This window comes from Cetobacterium sp. NK01 (genome assembly GCF_024506395.1).
Classification (GTDB): Bacteria; Fusobacteriota; Fusobacteriia; order Fusobacteriales; family Fusobacteriaceae; genus Cetobacterium_A; species Cetobacterium_A somerae_A.
Genome location: NZ_JANIBO010000001.1, coordinates 1,789,611 through 1,813,494, shown reverse-complemented (window position 1 = coordinate 1,813,494; position 23,884 = coordinate 1,789,611). Strand labels below are relative to the sequence as shown.

The window sequence follows — 23,884 nt, the reverse complement described above, 5'->3', positions numbered from 1 at the left end:
TTCAACTTTTATATTAGAAAGGAAGTTATGAAAACAAAAGCAAAAGAGTTATTAAAAACTATTTATGGATATAATAATTTTAGAAAAGGACAAGAGATAATTATTAATCACACCCTTTCTAAAAAAGATACATTAGGTGTAATGTCAACAGGAGGAGGAAAGTCTATCTGTTATCAAATACCTGCTTTACTTTATCCACATCTTACTATAGTAATATCTCCTCTTATATCTTTAATGAAAGATCAAGTTGATTCTTTAAAATATCTTGGCGTTAGAGCTGGTTTTTTAAATTCAACTTTAAATAAAGAGGAATATCTTAAATTAATTCAAGGAATTAGAAATAAAAGTATTAAAATTCTCTATATTGCTCCTGAAAGATTAATCAGTGAAAATTTTATAAATTTCATCAAAAATATTCAGATTTCTATGGTTGCAGTTGATGAAGCTCATTGTATATCTCAATGGGGACATGATTTTAGAAAAAGTTATCTTGAAATACCAAACTTTTTACAAAAAATAAATCAAAGACCTCAAATTTTAGCTCTTACTGCTACTGCTACTGGTAAAGTTCGGCAAGATATAATTGAAAAGTTAAACCTTCACAATCCTAAAATATCTGTAGATGGATTTGATCGTGATAATATCACTTTCAAAGTTGAAAAAGGCATTGTTCCAGAAGCTTTCATAACTGAATATCTCAAAAGAAACTCTAAGAAGTCTGGTATAATCTATGCTGCAACTAGAAAAGAAGTTGATAATTTATACAGCTATTTAACTCTTAAAGGATTTAATGTAGGTAAATATCACGCTGGCTTAAGTGAAAAAGAGCGGTCTAATTTTCAAGAGCAATTTTTAAATGACGATATTAAAATAATGATTGCAACTAATGCTTTTGGAATGGGAATTGATAAATCCAATGTTAGGTATGTTATTCATAGAAATATACCTAAGGATTTGGAAAGTTATTATCAAGAAGCTGGTAGAGCCGGTAGAGATGGTGCTCCTTCTGAAGCTATTCTTTTATTTTTTGAAGAGGATGTTTCTACTCAAGAGTTTTTAATAGAGCAAAATGAAGAGAGTTCTAATGAATTAAAGCAAAAGAAGCGAAAAAAATTAGATCAAATGGTTGATTATGCATATTTAGAAAGCTGCTATAGAGAATATATTTTGAAATATTTTGGAGATAAGCGGATTAAAAACTATTGTGGAAACTGTGGAAATTGCAAAAATTTTAAAGATGTTAAATCTTTTACTTTAGATGCTCAAAAGGTTTTTTCTTGTATTGGTCGTACTAAAGAGAGTATAGGTATTTCTACTTTAACAAATATTTTAATGGGGAAGGTTGATTCTAAAATTGAAAGAAAAGAATACTTTAAACTTTCTACTTTTGGAATTATGTCATCTTACTCTAGAAGTAACCTTGAAGAATTTATATATTATTTAATATCTGAAAATTATTTAGAACAAAGTGCTGGAAGTTTCCCAACTTTAAAATTAACATCTAAAGCTTTTGATGTTTTAAAAAATATTAAAGCTGTATTTAGAAGAATTAATGAATCTGTTACATTTGATTATTTTGAAGATCCACTCTTTGAAACTCTAAATGCTTTAAGAAAAGAGATTGCACAAAAAGAGGGAGTTCCACCTTATATAATCTTATCTGATTTAACTCTTATGGAAATGGCTGAAAAAAAGCCTCAAAATCGTTGGGAGATGCTTAAAATTAGAGGTATAGGAAATCAAAAATTTAAAAACTATGGAGAACTCTTCTTAAAAACTATTAATAAACTCTCCCCACAAGAAGTTGATATGCTCCATGTTGATAATATAATTGACGAAAAATATCTCGGAGAGAAACAGCTTACAGATTTAAAAAAACATTTAAATATTGAAATTACAACTGATGAATTAAAAGAGATTCTAATTAAAACTCTTTTTACTAACTAAGGCGAGGTGAACTAATGTTATTTGAGTTTTTTATAGCAAAAAAACATATTTTTGAACACAAAAAACAAAGCTTTATTGGAATTATTGGTATTGCTATAGGTATTATCGTTTTAACTGTTTCTATTGGAATATCTAATGGATTAAATAAAAATATGATTGATAGTATTCTTTCTCTATCTAGTCATGTTACAGTTATAGGCAATGAAAATCTTAAAGATTATGAAAAACTAGAAAATATTTTAAGTACGTATCCTGAGGTTAAGGGTGTTATTCCTAAGGTATCTAGTCAAGGAATTGTTAAATATAATGGTATTTTAGGTACGTATATCTCTGGAGTTAAATTAGATGGTTTAGATTTAGAAAAAGCTATACCTGCTCTTAATCTCCAATCTAAAATAAAACGTGGTAGTATAGACTTTAAAAATATGAAAGGTGTCCTTATTGGAGAGGAACTTCTGAATAGAATTGGTGGTAATATTGGAGATCCAATAAATATAATATCTGCTAATAATAAAGAGCTTCAACTTGAAATTATGGGAACTTTCCAAAGTGGATATTATGATTATGATTTATCTATGATTATTTTACCTCTTAAAACTGCTCAATATATAACAGAAAGAGATAATACTCTTAGTTCTATGGATCTTATTTTAAAAAATCCATATGATGCTGATAAAGTTTCTAATAAAGTTTACAATGATACTGGTCTTTACAACAGAACTTGGGGTAGCTTAAATCAAAATCTTCTAAAAGCCTTAACTCTTGAAAAAACAGTTATGATAATTGGTTTTTCATTAATTGTTATCATAGCAGGTTTCGTTGTATGGGTTATTTTAAATACAATGGTTAGAGAAAAAATTAGATATATTGGAATTATGAGATCTGTTGGAATATCTCACGGATCTATTATTAAAATATTTTTAATTCAAGGAGTTATTCTTGGGTTAACTGGTATCATAATCGGTGTTTTTATATCTTTATTCCTACTTTGGTATATTAAAACCTACTCTCTTCCTGGTATATCATCTATATACTATCTAACAAAAGTTCCTATTGAGCTGTCTCTTAAAGAGCTTTTAACTATTGTAGGAGCTAATACTTTATTAATCTTTTTATCAAGTGTTTTTCCTGCTTATAGAGCTGGTAAATTAAAAATCGTGGAGGCCTTAAGACATGACTAAAAATATTGTACTTGAACTTAAAAATATTTGTAAAAATTATTCTACAAAAACAGAAACTTTAGAAATAATAAAAAATTTAAATTTGCAGATTGAAGAGGGCGATTTTATCTCTATTCTTGGACAATCAGGCTCTGGAAAAACAACTCTTCTAAATTTAATTGGGCTCTTAGACTCTCCTACTTCTGGAGATATCTTCATTGATAATGAAAAGATATCTGTAAATAGCTCTAATATTGATTTAGTTAGAAATAAAAAGATTGGATTTGTTTTTCAGTTCCACTATCTTTTACCTGAATTTACTGCGTTAGAAAACGTTATGATCCCAGCTCTTACACAAGATTATTCAAAGAAAGCTGAGATAGAAAAAAAAGCTTTAGCACTTCTTAAAGAAGTGGGTGTTGATCATCGAGCTAACCATAAACCAACAGAACTTTCTGGAGGAGAAAAACAAAGAGTTGCAATAGCTAGAGCCTTAATAAATGATCCTAAAATATTACTTTTAGATGAACCTACTGGTAACTTGGATAATGAGACTAGCGAAAAGATTTTTAATATTTTCAAACAAATTAATAGCAAAAAACGTCAAACAATTATAACAGTAACACATTCAAGAGAGCTTGCTGAGATATCTAATAAAAAATTATTCTTAAAAAAAGGAATCCTTTCAGAATAAAGGTATAGATAGAGTAAGAAAGCTACATAAATATCCATAAGGGGTGGTTTGTATGAGAATAAACTATAATACTAACGGAGATCTTGTTCTTACTGATGCAATCAAAAATCATTGCGAAAAGAATTTTTCTAAATTAAAAAAATTCTTTGATAACATTTTAACAGTGAATGTTACATTATCAGCTACAAAATCAAAAACAGGGCCTCTACAAAGAGTTGATGCAAGAGTTCATGTAAACGGAACAGTAATTAAGGGTGTTTATACTGATGATGACCTTTATAACGCTATAGATCGTGTAACTGAAATTTTGGCTAAACAAATCAAGAAACATAAGGAAAAATTAAGAGATAATAATCATTCTCTTCCTAATATTTCTAATCCTAAAAAGATTACGTTTGAGTCTTCTGATAATTCAATTACTGTACAATCTACTAAAAAAATTGAAAGTATCACAGTTAATCCTAGACCTATGGATGTTGAAGAAGCTATATTACAACTAGAAGCTTTAAACAAAGACTTCTACGTATTTACAAACTCTGAAACAGGAGATATGAATATCGTTTATAAAAAAAGAAATGGTGATTACGGTCACGTAGAACCAGCTGTTTTCTAAAAAAATTTAAGAATCCTAGTCTAGCTAGGATTCTTTTTTTATTTATAACAAATAAACAGGTTTATTTTATTTGTTAAATGTGATAGAATATTATTATTGTGAACAAATTTATTATATATTAGGAGGTAAAATTGAAAAAAACAGATATTAAAATTGTCGATATCAAAAAAAGTTTCGACGGTGTTGATGTTTTAAAAAATATTAACTTAAATATTAAAGATGGAGAGTTTTTTTCTATTTTGGGTCCATCTGGATGTGGTAAAACTACTCTTTTAAGAATGATAGCAGGATTTATAACTCCTGATAGTGGAGCAATTTATCTAGGAGATGAGAATATAGTTGATTTAGCCCCAAATAAAAGGAACGTTAACACAATTTTTCAAAAATATGCACTATTTCCCCATTTAACAGTTTATGAGAATGTAGCTTTTCCTCTTAGACTAAAAAAAGTTGATGAAAAAACAATTGATGCAGAAGTTAAAAAGTTTATTGAACTTGTAGACCTAAAGGATCATATGTATAAAAAACCAAATCAACTTTCAGGAGGGCAACAACAGAGAGTTTCAATAGCTAGAGCACTTATTAATAAACCTGGTGTTTTACTTCTTGATGAACCGCTATCAGCACTAGATGCCAAATTAAGACAAAATCTTTTAATTGAACTTGACAATATTCATGATGAAGTAGGAATAACTTTTATTTTTATCACTCATGATCAGCAAGAAGCTCTTTCTATTTCAGATAGAATAGCCGTTATGAATAAGGGACAGATTTTACAAGTAGGAACTCCTGCTGAAGTTTATGAAGCTCCTGCTGATTCATTTGTAGCTGATTTTATTGGTGAAAACAATTTCTTTGAAGGTGTTGTTACAGAAATTTTTGATAAAACTTACGGTAAACTTCAAAGTGATGCTTTAGGTGAATTAATTTTCGAATTAGACAAACCTATCAAAGTAGGAGATAAAGTTAGAGTTTCTATAAGACCTGAAAAAATTAGAGTTTCAAAACATATTCCAACTGGTCTTTCTGAAAAACATAACACTTTAAAAGTTTACGTTGATGAACTTATTTATTCAGGATTCCAAAGTAAATACTTTGTATGGATAAATGGAGATAAAAATCTTTTATTCAAAGCTTTTAAACAGCACGCTGTTTATTTTGATGAAGAAGATAACGATACGATACACTGGGATGAAGATGCTTACATATCTTGGCATGCTGACGATAGTTTTTTAGTTGAGGTGATATAATTGAAAAAAATATCTTCTGGAAGCTTTTATAGCATCCCTTTGACTCTTTGGATGTCTGTATTCTTTGTTATTCCTATGCTTATTGTTTTAAGTTATGCTTTTTTAACAAAAGGGACTTATGGTGGAGTTCAAATGATCTTCACTTTAAAAAATTTCAATGTATTTTTTGAACCTGTATTTTTAAAAATATTATTTAGAACAATATATATATCTGTGGTTGTAACTATTTTAACTGTTATTTTAGCTGTTCCAACAGCCTACTTTATAGCTCGATCTAAGTTTAAGCAAGAACTTCTTATCCTAGTTATTATTCCATTTTGGACTAATTTTTTAATAAGAATATATGCTTGGATATCAATTCTAGGTTCTAACGGATTTTTAAATACCTTCTTACTTAAATTAGGTATTATTGAAACTCCACTGAAGCTACTATACAACACTGGATCTGTTATTTTAATTACAGTTTACACTAGTTTACCATTTGCTATACTTCCTCTTTATGCTATTATTGAAAAATTTGATTTTTCACTAGTTGAAGCAGCAAGAGATTTAGGTGCAACTAATAGCCAAGCTTTTAGAAAAGTTTTTTTACCTAATATAAAATCTGGTATTATAACAGCTATTTTATTTACCTTTATTCCAGCTATGGGATCATATGCGATTCCTAAACTTGTTGGTGGTACACAAGCTACAATGCTTGGAAATATCATTGCACAACACTTAACTGTAACAAGAAACTGGCCATTAGCTTCAGCTATATCTGCTATGCTTATCTTAGTTACATCTATAGCTCTTCTTATTTTTATGAGAGCAGAAAAAAAGTCTAAGGAGGTAAGTGATGAATAAAAGAAGAACATCTTTATTTTTCTTTATTCTTTCTATGATATTCTTTTATTTACCACTGCTAATTCTTGTAATTTACTCTTTTAATGAGGGAAGATCAAGTGCTTGGCAAGGGTTTTCAATGAAATGGTATAAAGAGTTATTTTTATATTCAGATAACATTTGGAAAGCTTTTAAATATAGTTTAATAATAGGTATTTTATCTAGTACAACTTCAACTTTAATTGGAACTTTAGGTGCAATTGGAATTCATTGGTATCACTTTAAACATAAAAATTATCTTAAAGTTATAACTTTTTTACCTTTAGTTATACCTGATATTATTTTAGGAGTTTCTCTTTTAATTATGTTTGCAACAGTTAAATTAGAGTTAGGTTTAACAAGTATATTTATAGCTCATACAACTTTTAATATACCATTTGTTTTATTTATTGTTTTATCTAGACTTGGAGAGTTCGATTACTCTATTGTTGAGGCTGCATATGATTTAGGAGCAAATGAATTTCAAACATTAAAAAAAGTCATATTACCGATGCTTACACCTGCTATTGTATCAGGATTTTTAATGGCTCTTACATTATCATTTGATGATTTTGTTACAACATTCTTTGTAGCAGGACCAGGTTCTTCTACTTTACCACTTAGAATCTACTCAATGATAAGACTAGGAGTTTCTCCTGTGGTAAATGCATTATCGGTATTACTTATTGTTTTATCTATTGCTTTAACACTATCCACAAAAAGTTTACAAAAGTACTTTGTAAAATAGGTTTTTATATAGTATAATACTAACAGTAAAAACAGGAGGGCATATATGAAAAAAATCATTAAATTACTATCTCTAGTAGTGCTATTCGCTATTATGATCGGATGTTCATCTACTAAAAAGACTCAAGCAGTAAAGTATAACGATATTAGAGCTACTTTTGTGACAACTCAAGGGGATATCACATTCTACTTGTATCCAGAAGCTTCACCTATCACTGTAGCTAATTTTATAAATCTTGCTAAAAGAGGATTCTATGACAACACTAAGATCCATAGAGCTGTTGAAAACTTTGTTGTTCAAGGTGGAGACCCTACTGGAAGAGGAGATGGAGGCCCAGGTTATACTATTCCTGATGAGTTCTCTAAATGGCTAGACTTCTATCAACCTGGTATGTTAGCTATGGCGAATACAGGACCTGAAACTGGAGGATCACAATTCTTCTTTACTTTATATCCTGCTGATTGGTTAAACAATAAGCATACTATATTTGGAGAGTATGTAGAAGAAAAAGATTTTAACAATATTAAGAAATTAGAAGTTGGAGATGTTATTAAGGAGATTAAATTTACAGGAGATGTTGATTTATTCTTATCACTTCATAAATCACAAGTTGAAGAGTGGAATGCTACATTAGATAAAAACTTCCCTAATCTAAAAAAATACCCAATTAAAGATAAAAGTGAATTCAGTGGTGAAGTTCAAGAATACTATGATGAATTAAAAGGAATTTATACTAAAAAAGATGAAAAATCTCAAGATGAAAAAGAATGGTTTATTCCTAGATTCATTAGAGCTACTGAGAAGAAAATAAAAGAAGCTAAAAATAATTAATAAAAAAAAGAGGCAATGCCTCTTTTTTTTTTACTCTTGAGTTGTTTTAACTCTTCTTATCATATCCATTGCTTCAAATCCACCATCTAAAACTACTCTTACAGTTGAATTAGGATTTGCTGCTTCAACAACTTCTTCACCAGATTTAGTTATTAAAGTCATTTTAGGCATAATTATTTCTCTAGGTTTTCCAGATGTAGTTATAACTTCTAAACTCTCTCCTGATAAAACTCTGTTTCTAATTCCTAAAATATATTCATTTTCTCCAATTTTTTCTTCAATTTTAGCTACTAACTGATGAGTTTGGCTATATGAATTTCTATCGTTATAGTTATTAGCTTCTGCTCCAGGTTGTCCATGATAGAATCCTTGAGTATAAGATCTATTAGATGTAGATTGAATCTCTTCCATCCATGTAGGATCATATTCAAACTCACCTGCATAGTATTTATTTATTGCATCTTTATAAACTTTTACAGCATTTGAAACGTAATAAATACCCTTCATTCTACCTTCAATTTTTAAAGAATCTACTCCTAAATCTAAAATCTTATCGATTATCTCTATTGTACATAGATCTTTTGAGTTAAATATATAAGTTCCTCTCTCATCTTCATAAACTGGCATATATTCATTTGGTCTTGTTTCTTCAACTAAATTATATTTCCATCTGCATGATTGAGCACAATCTCCTCTATTTGCATCTCTACCAGTCATATAGTTACTTAGAAGACATCTTCCAGAAACAGACATACACATAGCTCCATGTACAAATACTTCTAACTCTATATCAGGAACTTTAGCTCTTATTTCAGCAATATTATCTAAAGATATCTCTCTTGCTAAAACTACTCTCTTAGCTCCTAAATCTTTCCACATTTTTACTGAACGCCAGTTTGTATTACTTGCCTGAGTACTTACACTTATATTTAAATTAGTATTTTCCTTTACAACTTGGAATACTCCTAAGTCTGCAACTATAACTCCGTCTACTCCAATCTCTTCTAAATACTTCACATAATCAGGTAATAACTCTAATTCATTATTATGAGGTATTATATTTAGTGCTACATATACTCTTTTTTCCATTGAATGTGCATATTCAACAGCTTCCTTTAACTCCTCATCATTAAAGTTATGACTTCCAGCTCTTAGGTTAAACATCTTTCCACCTAAAAATACTGCGTCTGCTCCATAATGGAAAGCCATTTTTAACTTTTCCATATTACCTGCTGGAGCTAATAATTCTGCTCTTTTCATTTTTTTCTCACCTTTCTATTCAACCTTAGTCGTATAATCTCCAAACTTGGTAATCTCGTGGAAGAATTTCAAGTTTACAGTTCCAACTGGTCCATTTCTTTGCTTTCCTATGATAACTTCTGTTATACCCTTTTGTTCTGATTCATCATTATAATAATCATCTCTATATAAAAATACAACCATATCAGCATCTTGCTCAATAGCTCCTGATTCTCTTAAGTCTGATAGCATTGGTCTTCTATCAGCTCTTTGTTCTGGAGCACGAGAAAGCTGTGATAATGCAATTATCGGTATATCTAACTCTCTAGCTATTCCTTTTAATGATCTAGAAATATCAGAGATCTCCTGTTGTCTATTATCTGATTTTCCACTTGTTCCTTTTATAAGCTGTAAGTAGTCAATCAAGATCATATCTAACTTTCCTGCTGCTTTTAATCTTCTAGCTATAGATCTTATTTCTAAAACATTTACATTTGGTACATCAGCTATATTTATTTCAGCATTTGCTAACTTACCACTGGCAATACCTAATTTCCCCCAGTCATCTTCTCCTAAAAAACCATTTCTAATCTTTTGAAGTCCAATTCCTGCCTCTATTGCCAAAAGTCTTTGTAATAACTGTGAACTTGACATCTCTAAACTAAATACTAAAACTCCTTTATCAGCTTTCATAGCTGCATTTAATGCCAAGTTTAGAGCAAATGCTGTTTTTCCCATTGAAGGTCTTGCTGCTAAAATAACTAAATCTGACGGATGAAATCCACTTGTCATTTCATCAAAATGTTTAAATCCACTAGAAATTCCCGTTGTAACACCTTTATTTTGAAGAAGTTGTTCTAATCTTTCAAACTCATTTGTCACAACTTCTTTTAAACTAACAATATCTTTTGATTCCTTGCTTTCAGCAACTTTAAAAATCATTCCTTCAGCCTTATCTAAAATAGTATCTACATCTTCATATCCTTCATAAGTCATTTCAACTATTTTAGTTCCTATATCACCAAGTTTTCTTAAAGTGGCTTTTTCTTTTATAATTCTTGCATAAGTTAAAATATTAGCTGCAGTTGGAACTTCCTCTATTATTTCATAAAATATAGCTTCTCCTCCAATATCCTCAAACTTATCTTTTCTTTTTAACCTATCCATGACAATTATTGGATCTATTGATTCTCCTGTTCCATATATCTCTTGCATTACTTCAAAAATTAATTTATGAGCCATTTTATAAAAATCACTTGAGGTAATAATTTCTATTACCTCACTGAATATATCTGGCTTCAAAAAAATACCACCTAGAACTGATCTTTCAGCTTCTAAACTGCTTGGAATCTTTCTAAGTTTTTCTATATCTTCCATATTTCACTATCCTTTTATTACTACTAAAACCTCAGCCTTTACATCTGTATGTAATTTTACAATTGCTTTATGCTCTCCTAAGCTTTTAATAGTGCACTCTATTTTTTTTCTATCTATATCTAATCCAAACTCTTTTTTTAATTCTGCTGAAATCTCTTTGTTTGTTATTGCTCCAAATAACTTTCCGTTATCTCCTGTTTTTCCAACAATTGTTAATTTTTTACTTTCTAATAAAGCTTTTATTTCAATTGATTTTTTCTTTTCTTCTTCAGCTTTTTTTGCATCTCTTACCTTTTTATTCTCTATCTTTTTTAACTCCTCTGGAGTGGCAATAATCCCTTTGTTATTTTTTAATAGGAAGTTTTTTGCATATCCTTCAGAAACACTTACAATCTCTCCTTTTCTTCCTTGACCTGCTACATCTGCTGTTAAAATTACTTGTATTTTTGACATAAAAACTCCTCCTGATTATTTTATGATTTTACTATTTTTATTCTTATACAACTAGCTAATGCTCCAAAAATAAATGCAAACTCTGGAGAAATTAAAGCTAGAAACACTCCTACTGTAAAACATAGTGATTGTTTTTTTATTTTTTCATTTAATATTCCAGTAACAATTCTCATGAAATACATTATATAAACAATTTTCAAAATCTCTAAAATGTTTTCTGTTAAGCTTCCACCTAAAGATGTATATTTGTTTATAAAGAAAACTATTACATATGGAATTAACCATAAATACGACACATCCCATTTAACAAACGTCTCTTTATTCAAGAAATAATAAGTTAAGAACACTGTCATATTTATATATATAAATATTAAATATACAAAGTTATCTTTTATGTATTTAAAAGCCATATCTACTTCATATTGCGAAAATGTTGTCTTTTGTAAATATAAATTTTTTAATTGTTCAAATCCTATATTTAATCCAACTCTATTAAAATACATATAAATAGAAATTCCTATACCTATTAATAAACTTGTTATAAAAATTCTATCAAAATATGCTATTTTGTAACCATGTTTTTTAAATAGATAGTATAAAACTTCTATTGAACTAAAAACTCCTATATAAGTTATTAAAAACTTTATATCTACCCAACCTATAGCAGCTAAAGCAACTATATTGGCTATAACTTTAGTTTTTAAATCTGCATTTTCTAATTTTTTTATTTTATAAAAAGGTAATACCCAACTTAGAAAAGGCATCGATGTAGAAACTAAAAATAATGCTGCTATTATAATTCCTGTTATTAAAAACATTAATCCTCCTAAAACTTTATCAGGATAATTATACCATAAAGGTAGAGTTTTGTTAAGCTATATTATTTCTCCTCCAAAAAAATCTATTATCTTTTTAGAAAAGTCTTCTCCTTCTACTCTATCTTTACTCTTATTAACCTCTTGTAATTCATATTTTATCATGATTTTAGATTTAAGAACCTTCCTAACTGTCTCTAAAAATAATGTTCTATATGGTTCTGTTTCCATCATATTTTTTGCAAAGCTTTGATCATTTGCAAATCCAATAACTAAAGTATTATTTGAAAAATCCTTAAAATAAGCTTTAATTAAAAACGCTCCAAAAGTCATTTTTACTTTTTTAGCCTCTTCTATTATAGTATTCCAAGATTTTTTTACTTCCTCATAACTAATTTTAGATATATTTTCTGATTCGCTATAATCTATTGAAGTCTCAATCTCTAAAGTTTCTTGTGGATTTTGAACTCTTTCTATTATCTTTTCAACTATAACTTCTTTTTCAACTTTTTCAGTTAATCTATTTAGGATAACATATCCTACTAATCTTTTATCTTCTTCATAACGAAATTTAGATAATATATCATAAACTGTATCTATTATTTCTAAACCGATCTCTGTTTTTAAATCAATTTTTACTATTCTATCTTTGGCTCTTTTAGCTAGATCTTTAAAAAATATTTCAATATCAATTGAATTTTTCCAAATCTCTTCTAAAAGTTCAACTCCCTCTGATTGATTTTTTTTCTCTATAATCTCTATAAATTGATCTATTATTTTTATTGGAGTTATTCCTAACACATCTTCAGTTTTTTCAATCACAATATCTTTATTTTCTGTATTTATCATCAATCTTTCTAATATAGATATTGAATCTCTCATACTTCCACCAGATGCTTCGTAAATAGCTACTAAACTAGGTTCATCAATTTTATATCCTTCATTGTCTATTATATACATAAGTTTTTCTCTCATATCTCTATAATTAACACTTTTAAAATCATATCTTTGACATCTTGAAATAATCGTTGGTAAAATTTTATCTGGTTCTGTTGTTGCTAATATAAACAATACATGCTCTGGTGGTTCTTCTAATGTTTTTAATAAAGCATTAAAAGCCTCTTTTGTCAGCATATGAACCTCGTCTATTATATAGACCTTTTTTCTTCCCTTTGTAGGACTATAGTTTATTTTTTCTTTTAGTTGCCTTATTTCATCAATTCCTCTATTCGAAGCTGCATCTATCTCTATTAAATCTAAGAAATTTCCTGCTGAAATTTCTTTACAATTTTCACATATATTGCAAGGTGTATCTGTTACCCCATTTGTTAAACAATTCACACCTTTTGCCATAAGTCTAGCTATAGATGTTTTTCCAACTCCTCTAGGTCCTGTAAATAAATAAGCGTGAGCTAATCTGTTTGATTTTAATGAATTTTTTAATGTTTGAACAATCTCTTGTTCTCCTGCAATCTCTTCAAAATCCTTAGGTCTATATTTTCTATATAATGTTACGTGCATTTTTTTCCTCCTAAGGTCTAGAGTTTTACTCTAAACCATAGTTATTCATCTTTGTTCTCAGTGTATTTCTTGTTATTCCAAGTAATTCTGCTGTTTCTACTTTTTTACCACTTGTTATCTCTAATACTTGACGTATTAACTCTTTTTCAACTTTTGATATTATTATTCCATAATAGTTATTTTGTTTATTATTTTTTAGCCCTAAAAGTTCACCTTCTATCCAATCAGTCAATACCCAACTTTGGTTATCTCCTTTTCTTTTAGATATTTTATTTCCAGTTACATTTCCAGGTAACTCTTCAACTAATATAGAACTTCCTCTACATAAAGCTACTGCTGATTTAATAGCATTTTTTAATTCATTTACATTTCCAGGCCAATCATATCTCATTATTTTTTTCATAGCAGGTTTACTAACACCTTTTACTGCTTTATGTAACTCCTCATTACAACTAGCTAAATAATGATCTATAATAAATGGTATATCATCTTTTCTGTCTCTCAAAGGAGGAATATTAATTTCTAAAATCTTTAGCTTATTATATAGTTCATCTATAAATAATTTCTTATTTATTAACTCTTCTAAGTTTTCACTTGTTGTAGCTACAATTCTGATGTCCATCTCTATAGGCTCTGATCCACCCATTCTGAAGAACTCTCCCTCTTGTAATAAATATAAAATCTTTGACTGCATATCTAAACTTAAAGATTCTATATTTCCTAGATGCAATGTTCCACCATTCGCTTTTTCTAAATCTCCAATTTGAGAAAATGCTGCTCCTTCAAAAGCTCCTTTTTCATATCCAAATAATTTTCTCTCTAAAAGATTATTTTGAAATGATGTACAATTTACAGATAAAAATGGCTTTGCACTCCAATCACTAAATTGATGTATTGCTGTTGCAACACTACTTTTTCCTGTTCCTTTTTCTCCCACTACCAGAACAGGTATTCTACTATTTGAAACTCTCCCTATCATCTTGTAGACTTCTACAATCTCTTTTGTTTGCCCTATTAACTTATCTCCAGTATTTTTGTTTCTATCAACTCTTTCAGCTAATAATTTATGGTCTTTTACTGCTTTTTCTAAGATTTTATTAACATCTTTTGGACTAATTGGTTTTAAAATATAGTCATACGCACCTGCTTTTATAACTCCTGCAACTAATTTTAAATTTGAAGTTTCTCCCATTATTATAATTACTGATCTTTTATGTGTTTCTGTAATTTTTTTTACAAGATTTACCAAAGCATCTTGTTGTAAATTTGTTTCATCTATTACAACAGCTTCATACTTTCTCTCTTTTAATAATTCCATAAAAGAGCTTATATTTTCTGCAAATCTCAACTCATTTTCAAAATTACTTTCTAACTCGTCTTTTAATTCATTTTCTAATCTAAATCCTAAAAGAGTCAAATCTCTTCACCATCCTCTAATTTTTACTTCTAATTTATGAAGCTCCTAACAATTTAAAGCTGTATTCTAAGTTAACATTTCCCTCTATATTTAATCCATTTTTAGTTAAATATATTCTCCAAGTTCTTGCTATCTCCTCTATAGCTAAATTTATTTCTGGAACTCCACTACCCTTTTCTATAAATACTGATGTAACTTTTCCTGTTTCATCTATTTGTATTTTTAATAAGACTTTTCCTTGCATACCCCTTAATTGTGCTTCTTCTGGATATCTTGGTTCTCTATTGTTTTGATCCCATTTAGCAATTACATCTCCATCTTCTACACCTAATCTATAACCACTTGGAAGTCCATCTGTTCCATTTTTTTCTACCATAGTTTTAAATCCTAGATCCTCTTCTCCCTCTCCTTGAAAAGCTAAATCTTTAGTATTATCATCTAATTGATACTCCATACTTTTATCTAAAACTGTGTCTTCTTTGGAAATTGTTATATCTTTAGTTGGATCAATTGGAGATTTTTTATCTGCTTCTTTTAAATCTTTTTTATCTAATAGTTCCTTTTTTAAATCACTATTAACTTCTCTAATTGAAGGCTTATCGATAGCTAAAAACTCTGCTTCTCTCTTAGAAATACTTTTTGCTAAATCATCTAACGTTAATTTCTTAACTTCTTTTACTTCTGGCTTTTTCTCTACTGGTTTAGGCTCTTCTTTTTTAACAACTTTTTTTTCTTCCTTTTTTTCATCTTTAACTGGAGTAGTTTTGTTTTTAGGTTCTGGTTTTGTAGTTGTTTTTTTTGTTGCTGTTTCTAATGCTACTAATCCTACTTTTAATTTTTTATCAACTATTTCATCTATTTTAATCCCAGGAATTAAAAACAGAATAAGAATATTTATTACCACTGATGCTAAAAATATCTTTAAGTCACTATTTTGTCTATTCATAGATTTGCACCTACTTTCCAGGAGAAGCTGTATCTATATCTAAAGAAATAGCTCCTGCCTCTTTAGCTGCTGTCATTGTATCTACAATTATTCCATGACTTACACTTTTATCAGCACTAATGATAACATTTTTATCCTCTGATTCATTAAGCTTTTGTGCTAATGCCTCTTTTAACTCTTTAGGATTTACTTTTTCTCTTTTACTTTTTCCCTTGTCTTTATAACTTATAAAATATTCTTTATCTTTAGTTACAATAACTTGTAACTCGTTAACTGGCTTAGTACTTTTTACTGTAGATGTTGGCAAGTCTATCTTTATACTACTATTCACATCTTCAAAAGTAGTAGCAACCAAGAAAAATATTAACAGCAAGAATACTACGTCTATTAAGGGAGTTAATTCAAGGATTAAAGAATTACCTGATCTTCTTTTAATTCTATTAAGTTTCATGCTCCCCCTCCTTTATTTTCTGAAATAGTTTATTAACTCTGCACTACCTTTTTCCATATCATTTATTTGGTCATCAATTTTTTTATTAAAATAGTTATATAAAATAATTGATGGGATTGCAACGAATAATCCTCCTGCTGTTGTTAATAAAGCTTGAGATATTCCACTTGCTAAAACTGAAGCGTCCCCAGTTCCATGTAATGATACTGCTTGGAATGCTTTAATCATACCTGTAACAGTTCCTAATAACCCTATTAATGGAGTTGTATGTGCTACTACTGATAAAAGCCACATATTTCTCTCTAATTTAGGAACTTGAGCTAAAGCTACTTCTCTAGCTTTCTCTTCTAATGTTTCCACATTTGTACTTCTTGTTTTGTACCAATATATTAGAACTTCTTTTATAACTTTTGCAGTTGAACTCTTTTGATTCCCTAAAGTTGTTATAGCTCCTTTTATATCATTTTTTTCGATTGCATTACGCAATATAGGTCTTATTCTAGACATATCTATATTTTCGTTAACTCTAAAATAAATTGCTCTTTCTATAATTACATACAATCCTAATATTGACATAAATACTATAAAATACATAAGTATTCCACCATTTACTAACCAATACATTTTTTAGACCTCCTAATCTTTTAAGTTGTAAATTACTATTATAATGCTATTCCTAATGTTACTAAAGCTACTACTCCTATAATATACTTCCAAATTGGAGTTCCACTATCTGTTTCAGTTAGACTTTTATTTAATGAATCATTCGTTTCATTTATTTGAATAACTTGTTTTTGATCTTTGTACTTATCAGCAGTTATATTTTTATCATCTATTTTTATAACTTTCTTCTCTAATTGTACATTACTCTCTTTTGGATAACTCTCTAATTGTTCTTTATTTACACCTGTTACTTGCTTATCGATAACTACATCTTCATTAGCAAAAACCCCTACAGATAAAATCATTAACCCCATAATAACTAACTTTTTCATATGTTTTCTCCTCCGTTAAAAAAATCTTTATATTTTTCAGAAAGTTTTAAATTCTCTCTTTTTAACTGTTCATAATATATTTTTGCTAAATCTTTCTTTTCTATTTTCAGATTTAAAAATATTAATTTTTCTAAAAAATAATCTTTATTTTTACTTTCTGTTTTTAATAGTTCATCATATTGTGCAATTGCATCTTTAAAATTATTTAAATTTTCATACCCTTCAGCTGATCTAATCTTAGATTCTAAAGCATATTCACTAGTTGGGTATAAAACATATAATTTTGTATAATTTCTTACTGCTTCATTTGTTGATCCTGTTTCTTTTTGAATATTAGCAATTTGGAATAAAGCTTTGTCCTTATATGCACTATTCTCTAAAGATATTATGGTATCGTAATACTCTTTAGCTTTAGGTAAATCTTTTTTAGTATAGTAATAATCTCCTAATCCTAATGCTGCAAAATCTTTATAATCTTCTATTAAAATTAGTTTTTCATACTCACTCTTAGCTTCCTCTGATTTATTCTCTCTTTGATAATGCTTAGCCATATAATAACTTTTCTTATTATCATTTGTTATTTTATTTATCCACTCTAACTCTTTTGCTATATCTTTTGTATTTTGAGAAATTTCTATCACTTTCATAAGAGATTTTTCTTTTAAAACGTCATCTTTAGTTTCACTATATAATTTTTCATAGCTTTTCAAACTATTGCTACTATTCCCTTGAACTCCGTAAAGTTCTCCCTCCATTAAAAGAATATTATCTTTTAATTTTGAATTTGGATACTTAGCTAAAAACTCTTTACTTCTAGAACTAAATGCATCTGTATTTTTTAACAGATATAAAGAAGAGATTTCCCAATATAACCCTTTTTCTTTATATTCTGGATTCTTTGAACTCTCTGCACTTACTTTATAAGCTTCTATAGCTTCATTATATTTTTTTTCACTATAATATGTTTCTCCTATTTGGAACTGAGCATAATCTCCCATATTAGAAACTAACTTTAATTTATCAAAATATTCTCTCGCTTTTTCTGGGTTATCTAATCTAAAATAACTGATTGCTATCTTATCAACTACATCTTCTAAAGCAAATAGATTATCTCCTCCTACATATGCTTCTCCTGAATCAATAGCGTCTTGATATCTCTCCCATAAAAAATAATTTTTTATAATATTGTATTTTGATTTCTCATAAAGAGCTTTATCTACGTTAGTTTCACTATTCACTATTTGGTTAAAATACATCTCTGCTTCATCATATCTTCCCATTCCCATTGTTGCTATACCTTTTTGATATGTATTTTCTAAAGAAGCATCTTGAATATTTAAATATTGCATAACATCACTATATTTTTTTTGAGCTATCATAACCTCTATTAAGCTAGCTACAACATCTGGATCTCTATTTGTATTTAAATATTCTTTATACAAACTTATAGCTTGCTCACCTTTTCCTTCAGCTAATAAGTTATCAGAAGTTATTATAGTTATATTTTTCTTATATTCTTGATCTGTTGGATACTTTGTATTGTACTCTTTAATTAAACTATTTAACCTAGTTCTATCCTTAGTTTTACTTAGTGTCACAATCATCTTGTATAGAGATTCTTTTGTTGGAGATATATTATAATTTTTTGCATAATACTCTTCTGCTAATTTGAAATCCCCCTCTTGAAAAGCTGAAGTTCCTACTAAATTATTTATTGCAAGTTCTTCATCTCTATTTAAATTTAATCCTGCTACTAAATTTCTATTATTTAAAACCCATTTATAGTTTTTATTTAAATATTCAATTGAAAGTTGGTAGTAAATACTTTCATTTTTATATTTTGTTGGATATAATTTCCTAAAATTTTCTAAAGAATTTTTATAATCTTTTAGCCTATATTGAGATAGTGCAATACCATACCAAACATCAACATCTTTATTAGTTATTTTATTATAATAATTTAACGCAACATCATTTAATCCTCTAACTAAGTAAAAATCACCAAAACTCTTTAGTGCAGTATTATACAACTTAGGCTCTGAAGATAAACTAGATAAAATACTTTCTGCTTCTTTTCCATTTCCTTGCTTTAAATAAATCTCTATCATTGTTAAAACTGACAATGTCTTATACTCTGAATTCACACTACTATTTTTTACTTTTTTAAAGTATTCTAAAGCCTTAGATGTTTCATTTGTTTTATAGTAAGATGATCCATATAGATAATTAACTAGATCTTTATTTGTTCCAACCTTTGCACCTCTATAATATTCATCTAAATAGACTATTGTCTTTATATATTGAGAGTTATTATAAGCTGCTAAAGCTAGGTTTAAAACTACATCCTCATAATTTTTCCCTTGTAAACTTAAAGCACTTGTTAACTCTCTTTGAGCTCTTATATAATCTTTATTATCCATATATCCTTTCCCTATGGATAATAGAGCTTCCTCATAATCATTTTTTCCTTCGTTTGTTGTTTTCACTATTAAATTTGCAGCTTTTGAAGCTGTTTCAAAATCTTTTAACCCTACATAAGATTTTGTTAAATAAACATATATATTATTAGTTTCATTTTGATTAAGTTTTAACTCTTTTAAACATGCATTTAAAGTATTTATTGCTTCTTGATATCTTCCCTCTACATAATAAACTTGTCCCATTCTAACTTTTATATTTTTTATATACTTTGAACGAGGATATTTTGTTATAAAATTATTTGATTCTTGAAGTGCCATAGAATATTTTTTTTGAATAAATAACTCATCCAAAAATTTAATATCCTCTTTTTCTGAGGCCATTAGTCCTGAACATATTAAAAGTCCTGCTAATAGTAGCTTTAATTTTCTCACGTTGTCCCCACCTCTCTTAATACCTTTCTTATTTCATCGACAGCTACTCTTGTATCTTTACATGGTCCTTTTACAATACGATTAAAAACTCCATAGACTAGTATTGGAAAAGAATCTCTAATTCCTGATGTTAAATCTCTCTTACATGCTACTGCTATAACTAAATTAGGTTTATATTCCTTTAAATATAATCTTGCTAATGTACCACCAGTAGCTACTTTTATATTAATATTTTCAAACTCATCTTTTAATCTCACAATTTCTGCTATATCACAAAGTCCACACATTTTACAGTTTTCAATATTATTAGTTATTTTTAAATTACAATCATACTTTTGTATACAATGAGGGAGTAATATTGCTACTTTTTTTACTCCATCTTTTTTTATTTTTTTTAATACTCTCTTATTATTAAAATCTAGAAATTTTTTTGCACTATTATTGTCATATGGATTTTTAAATATATGTTCTAATAATAAATACCTGAAATAGTGAAGTTCATAGATAAGTTTCAGTATATAAAATTTGCTCATTATTTCTCCTTAAATGAAAAAATATTATCCAAATTATACCACAAAGAATTTATCTTTGCAAAATAAAAACTAGCTCACTCTGTAAGCTAGTCTTTTTTTTCTAGTCTTTCAAAGCTAAAGGCATCACTATGTAAGTATAATTATCTTCCTGTATATTTCTTGTTCTCACAGCACTATTAGACGTAGTAAATTCTAAACTTATCACATCTTTATCACTTGATTGAACAAATTCCAATAAGAACTTCACATTTAAAGAGATTTTTAAGTTCTCCCCCTCATAATTTACTTTTGCAATCTCCTTTGCCTTTGCAATTTCACCTACTCCTTCAATATCTATATTATCTCCAGATAGAGTGAAAATTGCTCCGAATTTTGACTCAGAATTATTTTTTACAAATATCTGAATTCTTTTCAACATTTTTTCGAATTCAACTCTATTTATTTGTAATTTTTTGTTATATCCACTAGCCTCTAAAATTGTCTTATAGTTAGGAAAAGGTAAATCAATTACTCTACTTACTATAGAAATATTTCCTAATTTAAAATATAACTGCTTATTTTTCTGTATAAATCCAATCTCCTCTTCGTTACCATTTCTTAACAATTTTGACATAGCATCAATTGTATTTATAGGTATGCTAACTTTAAAAGTTCCATTTCCTCCTAAATATTCATGTTCTAAGTATGTTAATCTATAAGTATCTGTAGATATAAACTTTATTTTATTATCTTCAATTTCCATTCTTATGCAATTTATAGATAAATTATCACTTGACATTGATGCTGAAAACTTGACTTTATCAAAGTAATCAGCTAAATCTAATTTTTTTAACTTAAATTCAAACTCATCATCTCTTAGTTCAGTTTCCTGCATTCTTGGAAACTCATCAGCATTCATAAGTATAAACTCAGAAGCAGAATCTGAAGTTTCTATAGTTAAAATATCCTCAGCTATATTAAGAGTTATTTCTTCATCTTTTATCTCTTTTAAATACTCTTCGACTAAATTATGTTGAAATACAGCTTTTCCTTCTCTAATAACTTCACAATCCATATGTGTCGATATTGTTAATTCTAAATTTGTTCCACAAAACCAAAGTTTATTCTCTCTTGTTTCTATATAAACATAAGAGATTATTGGTCTTATTTTATTTTCATTAATGGCCTTTTCTACAATTTTTATTTTTTTTAGAAATTCCAATCTATTAACTTTTAAAATCAATTTAACCTCCTTGCTTTTAATAGTAATAGTTTCCTTTTAGTAAGTCACTATAACGTATTCTTAATTTTTCTAATGTTTTTTGCTCTATTTGTCTTACTCTCTCTCTTGTTATGCTAAAACTTTGTCCTATATCCTCTAAAGTATGAATCTGATTTCCATCAAAACCAAATCTTAATTTTAATATCTGTTTCTCTCTTTCATTTAGCTTATTTAAAATCTCTTTTATTTGTGCTGTGCTCATCTCTTTTATTAAATTATCTTCTAAATCGTTATGCACTTCACTAGCTATTGTATCCTCTAGGCAGATATCCTCTCCTATTGGTGAACTTAACGAAACCGTCTCTTGAAATTCCATCATTAGATCTTGAACTTTTTCTAAATTTATATTTAAACCATCTGAAATTTCAAATATACTTGGATAATCCCCTTTTAACATAACAGTATCCATTATAAATTTATTAATTTTATTCAATAAATCATGCTTATACGATGGTATCCTTATTTCTCTACCTTTACTAATTATGGCCTTGCTTATAGCTTGTTTTATCCACCATACAGCATATGTAGAGAATCTATAACCCTTTTCTACATCAAATTTTTCAATAGCATGTATTAAACCAAAATTTCCTTCACTGATTAAGTCTATAAAACTCATTCCTTTACTACCATACTTTTTAGCTACATTGACCACTAATCTCAAATTACATAAAATCAATCTTTCTCTTGCCTCAATATCACCAATTTTTGCTCTTTTTAAAAGTGATATTTCCTCATCTTTTCCTAACACTTCATACTCTTTTATATCATCTAGATAAAATGAAACTAAATCTTTTTCCGTCATATACACCCCATACCCTCTTTAGTTATCTTTTTCTATTTTGAATCTCCGTGTTGCTATTTATTTTATTTTTGATTTTTGTTTTTAATGTAATTAATTATTTAAGCTAAAACTTTTTAATAAAACTCTTCTTTTAGCTCTCTTGTCATTAACTCTTTTACTTTTTCTTTTGTGTCTGCTCCCTCGTATATTATTGAATAAATTGCTTCAACTATTGGCATACTTATACCTAGCTCTGTTTTTTTAGCGTAAACTGCTTTTACAGTAGGTACTCCTTCAGCTACCATAACCATGCTTTTTAATATATCATCAATTTTTTCACCTTTTCCAAGTCTCTCTCCTACATATCTATTTCTACTATGTTGACTTGCACATGTTACAACTAGGTCCCCAATCCCAGTTAATCCTGAAAATGTTCTCTCATCTGCTCCCATAACCTTACCGAATCTTATCATCTCAGCAATTCCTCTAGTTATTAAAGCTGCCTTAGCATTATCGCCGTAACCTAGTCCATCTGCAATTCCTGCTCCTATTGCTAAACAGTTTTTAACAGCTCCTCCTAGTTCTACTCCAGCGATATCTTCACTTACATAAACTCTAAAATTTTCAGTATTAAATAATTCTTGAACCTTTTTAGCTCTATCTAACTCTCCTGCTGCAACAATTGTTGTTGGCAACTCCTGAGCTACTTCTTCTGCATGAGTTGGTCCTGATAAAATCACTATATTTTTATGATATTTCCCTTTTATTTCATCTTTCATCACATGTGATAGCGTCTCTCCGCTTAAAACTTCGATACCTTTTGCTGTATTTATTAAAATCATATCCTCTTTAATTTGTGAAGATACTCTTGCCATAACTCCTCTTAAAACTTGAGATGGTACAGAAAAAATAACATAATTTACATTAGATAAAAGTCCGTCTAATTCCCATTCTACCTTTAAATTTTCTGGAAATTTAACTCCTGGAAGTAATCTTTTATTTTCTTTTTCCAAATTTAATTTTTCAGCTATTTCTTTATTGTGTTCCCACATTGTCACATCATAGCCTTTTTTTGCTAGAATCATACCTAAAGCTGTTCCCCAGCTTCCTGCTCCTATTACAACTACTTTTTCCAT

General features: G+C 28.4%; 23 protein-coding genes. 8 read left to right on the top strand and 15 right to left on the bottom strand.

Annotated elements, in window-relative coordinates; translation table 11 throughout:
* The first annotated feature begins 27 nt into the window (after positions 1 to 27).
* From recQ to NON08_RS08730, 8 genes are all read left to right on the top strand, one after another.
* Positions 28 to 1,947, top strand: coding sequence for a DNA helicase RecQ (recQ, locus tag NON08_RS08765; RefSeq protein ID WP_256691090.1), 1,920 nt, complete (start codon positions 28 to 30; stop codon positions 1,945 to 1,947).
* A gap of 14 nt (positions 1,948 to 1,961) precedes the next feature.
* Complete coding sequence (locus NON08_RS08760; protein WP_256691089.1) at positions 1,962 to 3,128, top strand: ABC transporter permease; 1,167 nt, start codon at positions 1,962 to 1,964, stop codon at positions 3,126 to 3,128.
* Positions 3,121 to 3,801 carry an ABC transporter ATP-binding protein gene (locus NON08_RS08755; RefSeq protein WP_256691088.1) on the top strand — a complete coding sequence of 227 codons (681 nt, stop codon included), beginning with the start codon at positions 3,121 to 3,123 and terminating at the stop codon, positions 3,799 to 3,801. Before NON08_RS08760 ends, NON08_RS08755 begins: the two co-directional genes overlap by 8 nt.
* A gap of 52 nt (positions 3,802 to 3,853) precedes the next feature.
* Positions 3,854 to 4,414 carry a ribosome hibernation-promoting factor, HPF/YfiA family gene (hpf, locus tag NON08_RS08750; protein WP_256691087.1) on the top strand — a complete coding sequence of 187 codons (561 nt, stop codon included), beginning with the start codon at positions 3,854 to 3,856 and terminating at the stop codon, positions 4,412 to 4,414.
* Positions 4,415 to 4,545: 131 nt separating this feature from the next.
* The gene (locus NON08_RS08745; protein WP_256691085.1) at positions 4,546 to 5,664 is read left to right on the top strand and encodes an ABC transporter ATP-binding protein; all 1,119 of its coding nucleotides are present in this window, start codon (positions 4,546 to 4,548) and stop codon (positions 5,662 to 5,664) included.
* Positions 5,665 to 6,510, top strand: a complete 846-nt coding sequence (locus tag NON08_RS08740; protein WP_256691084.1) for an ABC transporter permease — start codon at positions 5,665 to 5,667, stop codon at positions 6,508 to 6,510.
* Positions 6,503 to 7,276: an ABC transporter permease gene (locus tag NON08_RS08735; protein ID WP_256691083.1), complete on the top strand. Its 774-nt coding sequence runs from the start codon at positions 6,503 to 6,505 to the stop codon at positions 7,274 to 7,276. Before NON08_RS08740 ends, NON08_RS08735 begins: the two co-directional genes overlap by 8 nt.
* A gap of 45 nt (positions 7,277 to 7,321) precedes the next feature.
* On the top strand, positions 7,322 to 8,107 hold the full coding sequence (locus tag NON08_RS08730; protein ID WP_256691082.1) for a peptidylprolyl isomerase: 786 nt from the start codon (positions 7,322 to 7,324) through the stop codon (positions 8,105 to 8,107).
* 30 nt (positions 8,108 to 8,137) lie between these two features.
* Here NON08_RS08730 and NON08_RS08725 read toward each other — a convergent pair whose 3' ends face one another.
* From NON08_RS08725 to NON08_RS08655, 15 genes are all read right to left on the bottom strand, one after another.
* Positions 8,138 to 9,367 carry a peptidase U32 family protein gene (locus NON08_RS08725; protein WP_256691081.1) on the bottom strand — a complete coding sequence of 410 codons (1,230 nt, stop codon included), beginning with the start codon at positions 9,365 to 9,367 and terminating at the stop codon, positions 8,138 to 8,140.
* Between the two features lie 15 nt (positions 9,368 to 9,382).
* Positions 9,383 to 10,723, bottom strand: coding sequence for a replicative DNA helicase (gene dnaB / locus NON08_RS08720; RefSeq protein WP_256691080.1), 1,341 nt, complete (start codon positions 10,721 to 10,723; stop codon positions 9,383 to 9,385).
* A gap of 6 nt (positions 10,724 to 10,729) precedes the next feature.
* Positions 10,730 to 11,176, bottom strand: a complete 447-nt coding sequence (gene rplI, locus NON08_RS08715; protein WP_256691079.1) for a 50S ribosomal protein L9 — start codon at positions 11,174 to 11,176, stop codon at positions 10,730 to 10,732.
* A 20-nt stretch (positions 11,177 to 11,196) separates the two neighbouring features.
* Positions 11,197 to 11,994 (bottom strand): hypothetical protein, encoded by a 798-nt coding sequence (locus NON08_RS08710; protein WP_256691078.1) that lies wholly within the window; start codon positions 11,992 to 11,994, stop codon positions 11,197 to 11,199.
* A gap of 57 nt (positions 11,995 to 12,051) precedes the next feature.
* Positions 12,052 to 13,512, bottom strand: a complete 1,461-nt coding sequence (gene dnaX, locus NON08_RS08705; RefSeq protein WP_256691077.1) for a DNA polymerase III subunit gamma/tau — start codon at positions 13,510 to 13,512, stop codon at positions 12,052 to 12,054.
* A 25-nt stretch (positions 13,513 to 13,537) separates the two neighbouring features.
* Positions 13,538 to 14,929, bottom strand: coding sequence for a sigma-54-dependent transcriptional regulator (locus NON08_RS08700; protein WP_256691076.1), 1,392 nt, complete (start codon positions 14,927 to 14,929; stop codon positions 13,538 to 13,540).
* Positions 14,930 to 14,963: 34 nt separating this feature from the next.
* The gene (locus tag NON08_RS08695) at positions 14,964 to 15,875 is read right to left on the bottom strand and encodes an energy transducer TonB (protein ID WP_256691075.1); all 912 of its coding nucleotides are present in this window, start codon (positions 15,873 to 15,875) and stop codon (positions 14,964 to 14,966) included.
* A gap of 10 nt (positions 15,876 to 15,885) precedes the next feature.
* Positions 15,886 to 16,326 carry an ExbD/TolR family protein gene (locus NON08_RS08690; RefSeq protein ID WP_256691073.1) on the bottom strand — a complete coding sequence of 147 codons (441 nt, stop codon included), beginning with the start codon at positions 16,324 to 16,326 and terminating at the stop codon, positions 15,886 to 15,888.
* A 12-nt stretch (positions 16,327 to 16,338) separates the two neighbouring features.
* Positions 16,339 to 16,950: a MotA/TolQ/ExbB proton channel family protein gene (locus NON08_RS08685; protein WP_256691072.1), complete on the bottom strand. Its 612-nt coding sequence runs from the start codon at positions 16,948 to 16,950 to the stop codon at positions 16,339 to 16,341.
* 38 nt (positions 16,951 to 16,988) lie between these two features.
* Positions 16,989 to 17,321, bottom strand: coding sequence for a hypothetical protein (locus NON08_RS08680; RefSeq protein WP_256691071.1), 333 nt, complete (start codon positions 17,319 to 17,321; stop codon positions 16,989 to 16,991).
* Complete coding sequence (locus tag NON08_RS15040) at positions 17,318 to 20,173, bottom strand: tetratricopeptide repeat protein (protein ID WP_256691070.1); 2,856 nt, start codon at positions 20,171 to 20,173, stop codon at positions 17,318 to 17,320. The genes NON08_RS08680 and NON08_RS15040 overlap by 4 nt, the downstream gene beginning before the upstream one ends.
* Positions 20,170 to 20,706, bottom strand: a complete 537-nt coding sequence (locus NON08_RS08670) for a DUF116 domain-containing protein (protein ID WP_256691069.1) — start codon at positions 20,704 to 20,706, stop codon at positions 20,170 to 20,172. The genes NON08_RS15040 and NON08_RS08670 overlap by 4 nt, the downstream gene beginning before the upstream one ends.
* Before the next feature lie 100 nt (positions 20,707 to 20,806).
* On the bottom strand, positions 20,807 to 21,928 hold the full coding sequence (dnaN, locus tag NON08_RS08665; RefSeq protein ID WP_256691068.1) for a DNA polymerase III subunit beta: 1,122 nt from the start codon (positions 21,926 to 21,928) through the stop codon (positions 20,807 to 20,809).
* A 16-nt stretch (positions 21,929 to 21,944) separates the two neighbouring features.
* Complete coding sequence (locus NON08_RS08660; RefSeq protein ID WP_256691067.1) at positions 21,945 to 22,769, bottom strand: RNA polymerase sigma factor RpoD/SigA; 825 nt, start codon at positions 22,767 to 22,769, stop codon at positions 21,945 to 21,947.
* Between the two features lie 113 nt (positions 22,770 to 22,882).
* The gene (locus NON08_RS08655) at positions 22,883 to 23,884 is read right to left on the bottom strand and encodes an NAD(P)H-dependent glycerol-3-phosphate dehydrogenase (protein ID WP_256691066.1); all 1,002 of its coding nucleotides are present in this window, start codon (positions 23,882 to 23,884) and stop codon (positions 22,883 to 22,885) included.

Excerpts from the sequence above, each read along its gene's own strand:
- recQ (WP_256691090.1), top strand. The coding sequence starts at position 28 with ATGAAAACAAAAGCAAAAGAGTTATTAAAAACTATTTATGGATATAAT.
- NON08_RS08760 (WP_256691089.1), top strand. The coding sequence starts at position 1,962 with ATGTTATTTGAGTTTTTTATAGCAAAAAAACATATTTTTGAACACAAA.
- NON08_RS08755 (WP_256691088.1), top strand. The coding sequence starts at position 3,121 with ATGACTAAAAATATTGTACTTGAACTTAAAAATATTTGTAAAAATTAT.
- hpf (WP_256691087.1), top strand. The coding sequence starts at position 3,854 with ATGAGAATAAACTATAATACTAACGGAGATCTTGTTCTTACTGATGCA.
- NON08_RS08735 (WP_256691083.1), top strand. The coding sequence starts at position 6,503 with ATGAATAAAAGAAGAACATCTTTATTTTTCTTTATTCTTTCTATGATA.
- NON08_RS08730 (WP_256691082.1), top strand. The coding sequence starts at position 7,322 with ATGAAAAAAATCATTAAATTACTATCTCTAGTAGTGCTATTCGCTATT.
- NON08_RS08725 (WP_256691081.1), bottom strand. The coding sequence starts at position 9,367 with ATGAAAAGAGCAGAATTATTAGCTCCAGCAGGTAATATGGAAAAGTTA.
- dnaB (WP_256691080.1), bottom strand. The coding sequence starts at position 10,723 with ATGGAAGATATAGAAAAACTTAGAAAGATTCCAAGCAGTTTAGAAGCT.
- rplI (WP_256691079.1), bottom strand. The coding sequence starts at position 11,176 with ATGTCAAAAATACAAGTAATTTTAACAGCAGATGTAGCAGGTCAAGGA.
- NON08_RS08710 (WP_256691078.1), bottom strand. The coding sequence starts at position 11,994 with ATGTTTTTAATAACAGGAATTATAATAGCAGCATTATTTTTAGTTTCT.
- dnaX (WP_256691077.1), bottom strand. The coding sequence starts at position 13,512 with ATGCACGTAACATTATATAGAAAATATAGACCTAAGGATTTTGAAGAG.
- NON08_RS08695 (WP_256691075.1), bottom strand. The coding sequence starts at position 15,875 with ATGAATAGACAAAATAGTGACTTAAAGATATTTTTAGCATCAGTGGTA.
- NON08_RS08690 (WP_256691073.1), bottom strand. The coding sequence starts at position 16,326 with ATGAAACTTAATAGAATTAAAAGAAGATCAGGTAATTCTTTAATCCTT.
- NON08_RS08685 (WP_256691072.1), bottom strand. The coding sequence starts at position 16,950 with ATGTATTGGTTAGTAAATGGTGGAATACTTATGTATTTTATAGTATTT.
- NON08_RS08680 (WP_256691071.1), bottom strand. The coding sequence starts at position 17,321 with ATGAAAAAGTTAGTTATTATGGGGTTAATGATTTTATCTGTAGGGGTT.
- NON08_RS08670 (WP_256691069.1), bottom strand. The coding sequence starts at position 20,706 with ATGAGCAAATTTTATATACTGAAACTTATCTATGAACTTCACTATTTC.
- NON08_RS08660 (WP_256691067.1), bottom strand. The coding sequence starts at position 22,769 with ATGACGGAAAAAGATTTAGTTTCATTTTATCTAGATGATATAAAAGAG.
- NON08_RS08655 (WP_256691066.1), bottom strand. The coding sequence starts at position 23,884 with ATGGAAAAAGTAGTTGTAATAGGAGCAGGAAGCTGGGGAACAGCTTTA.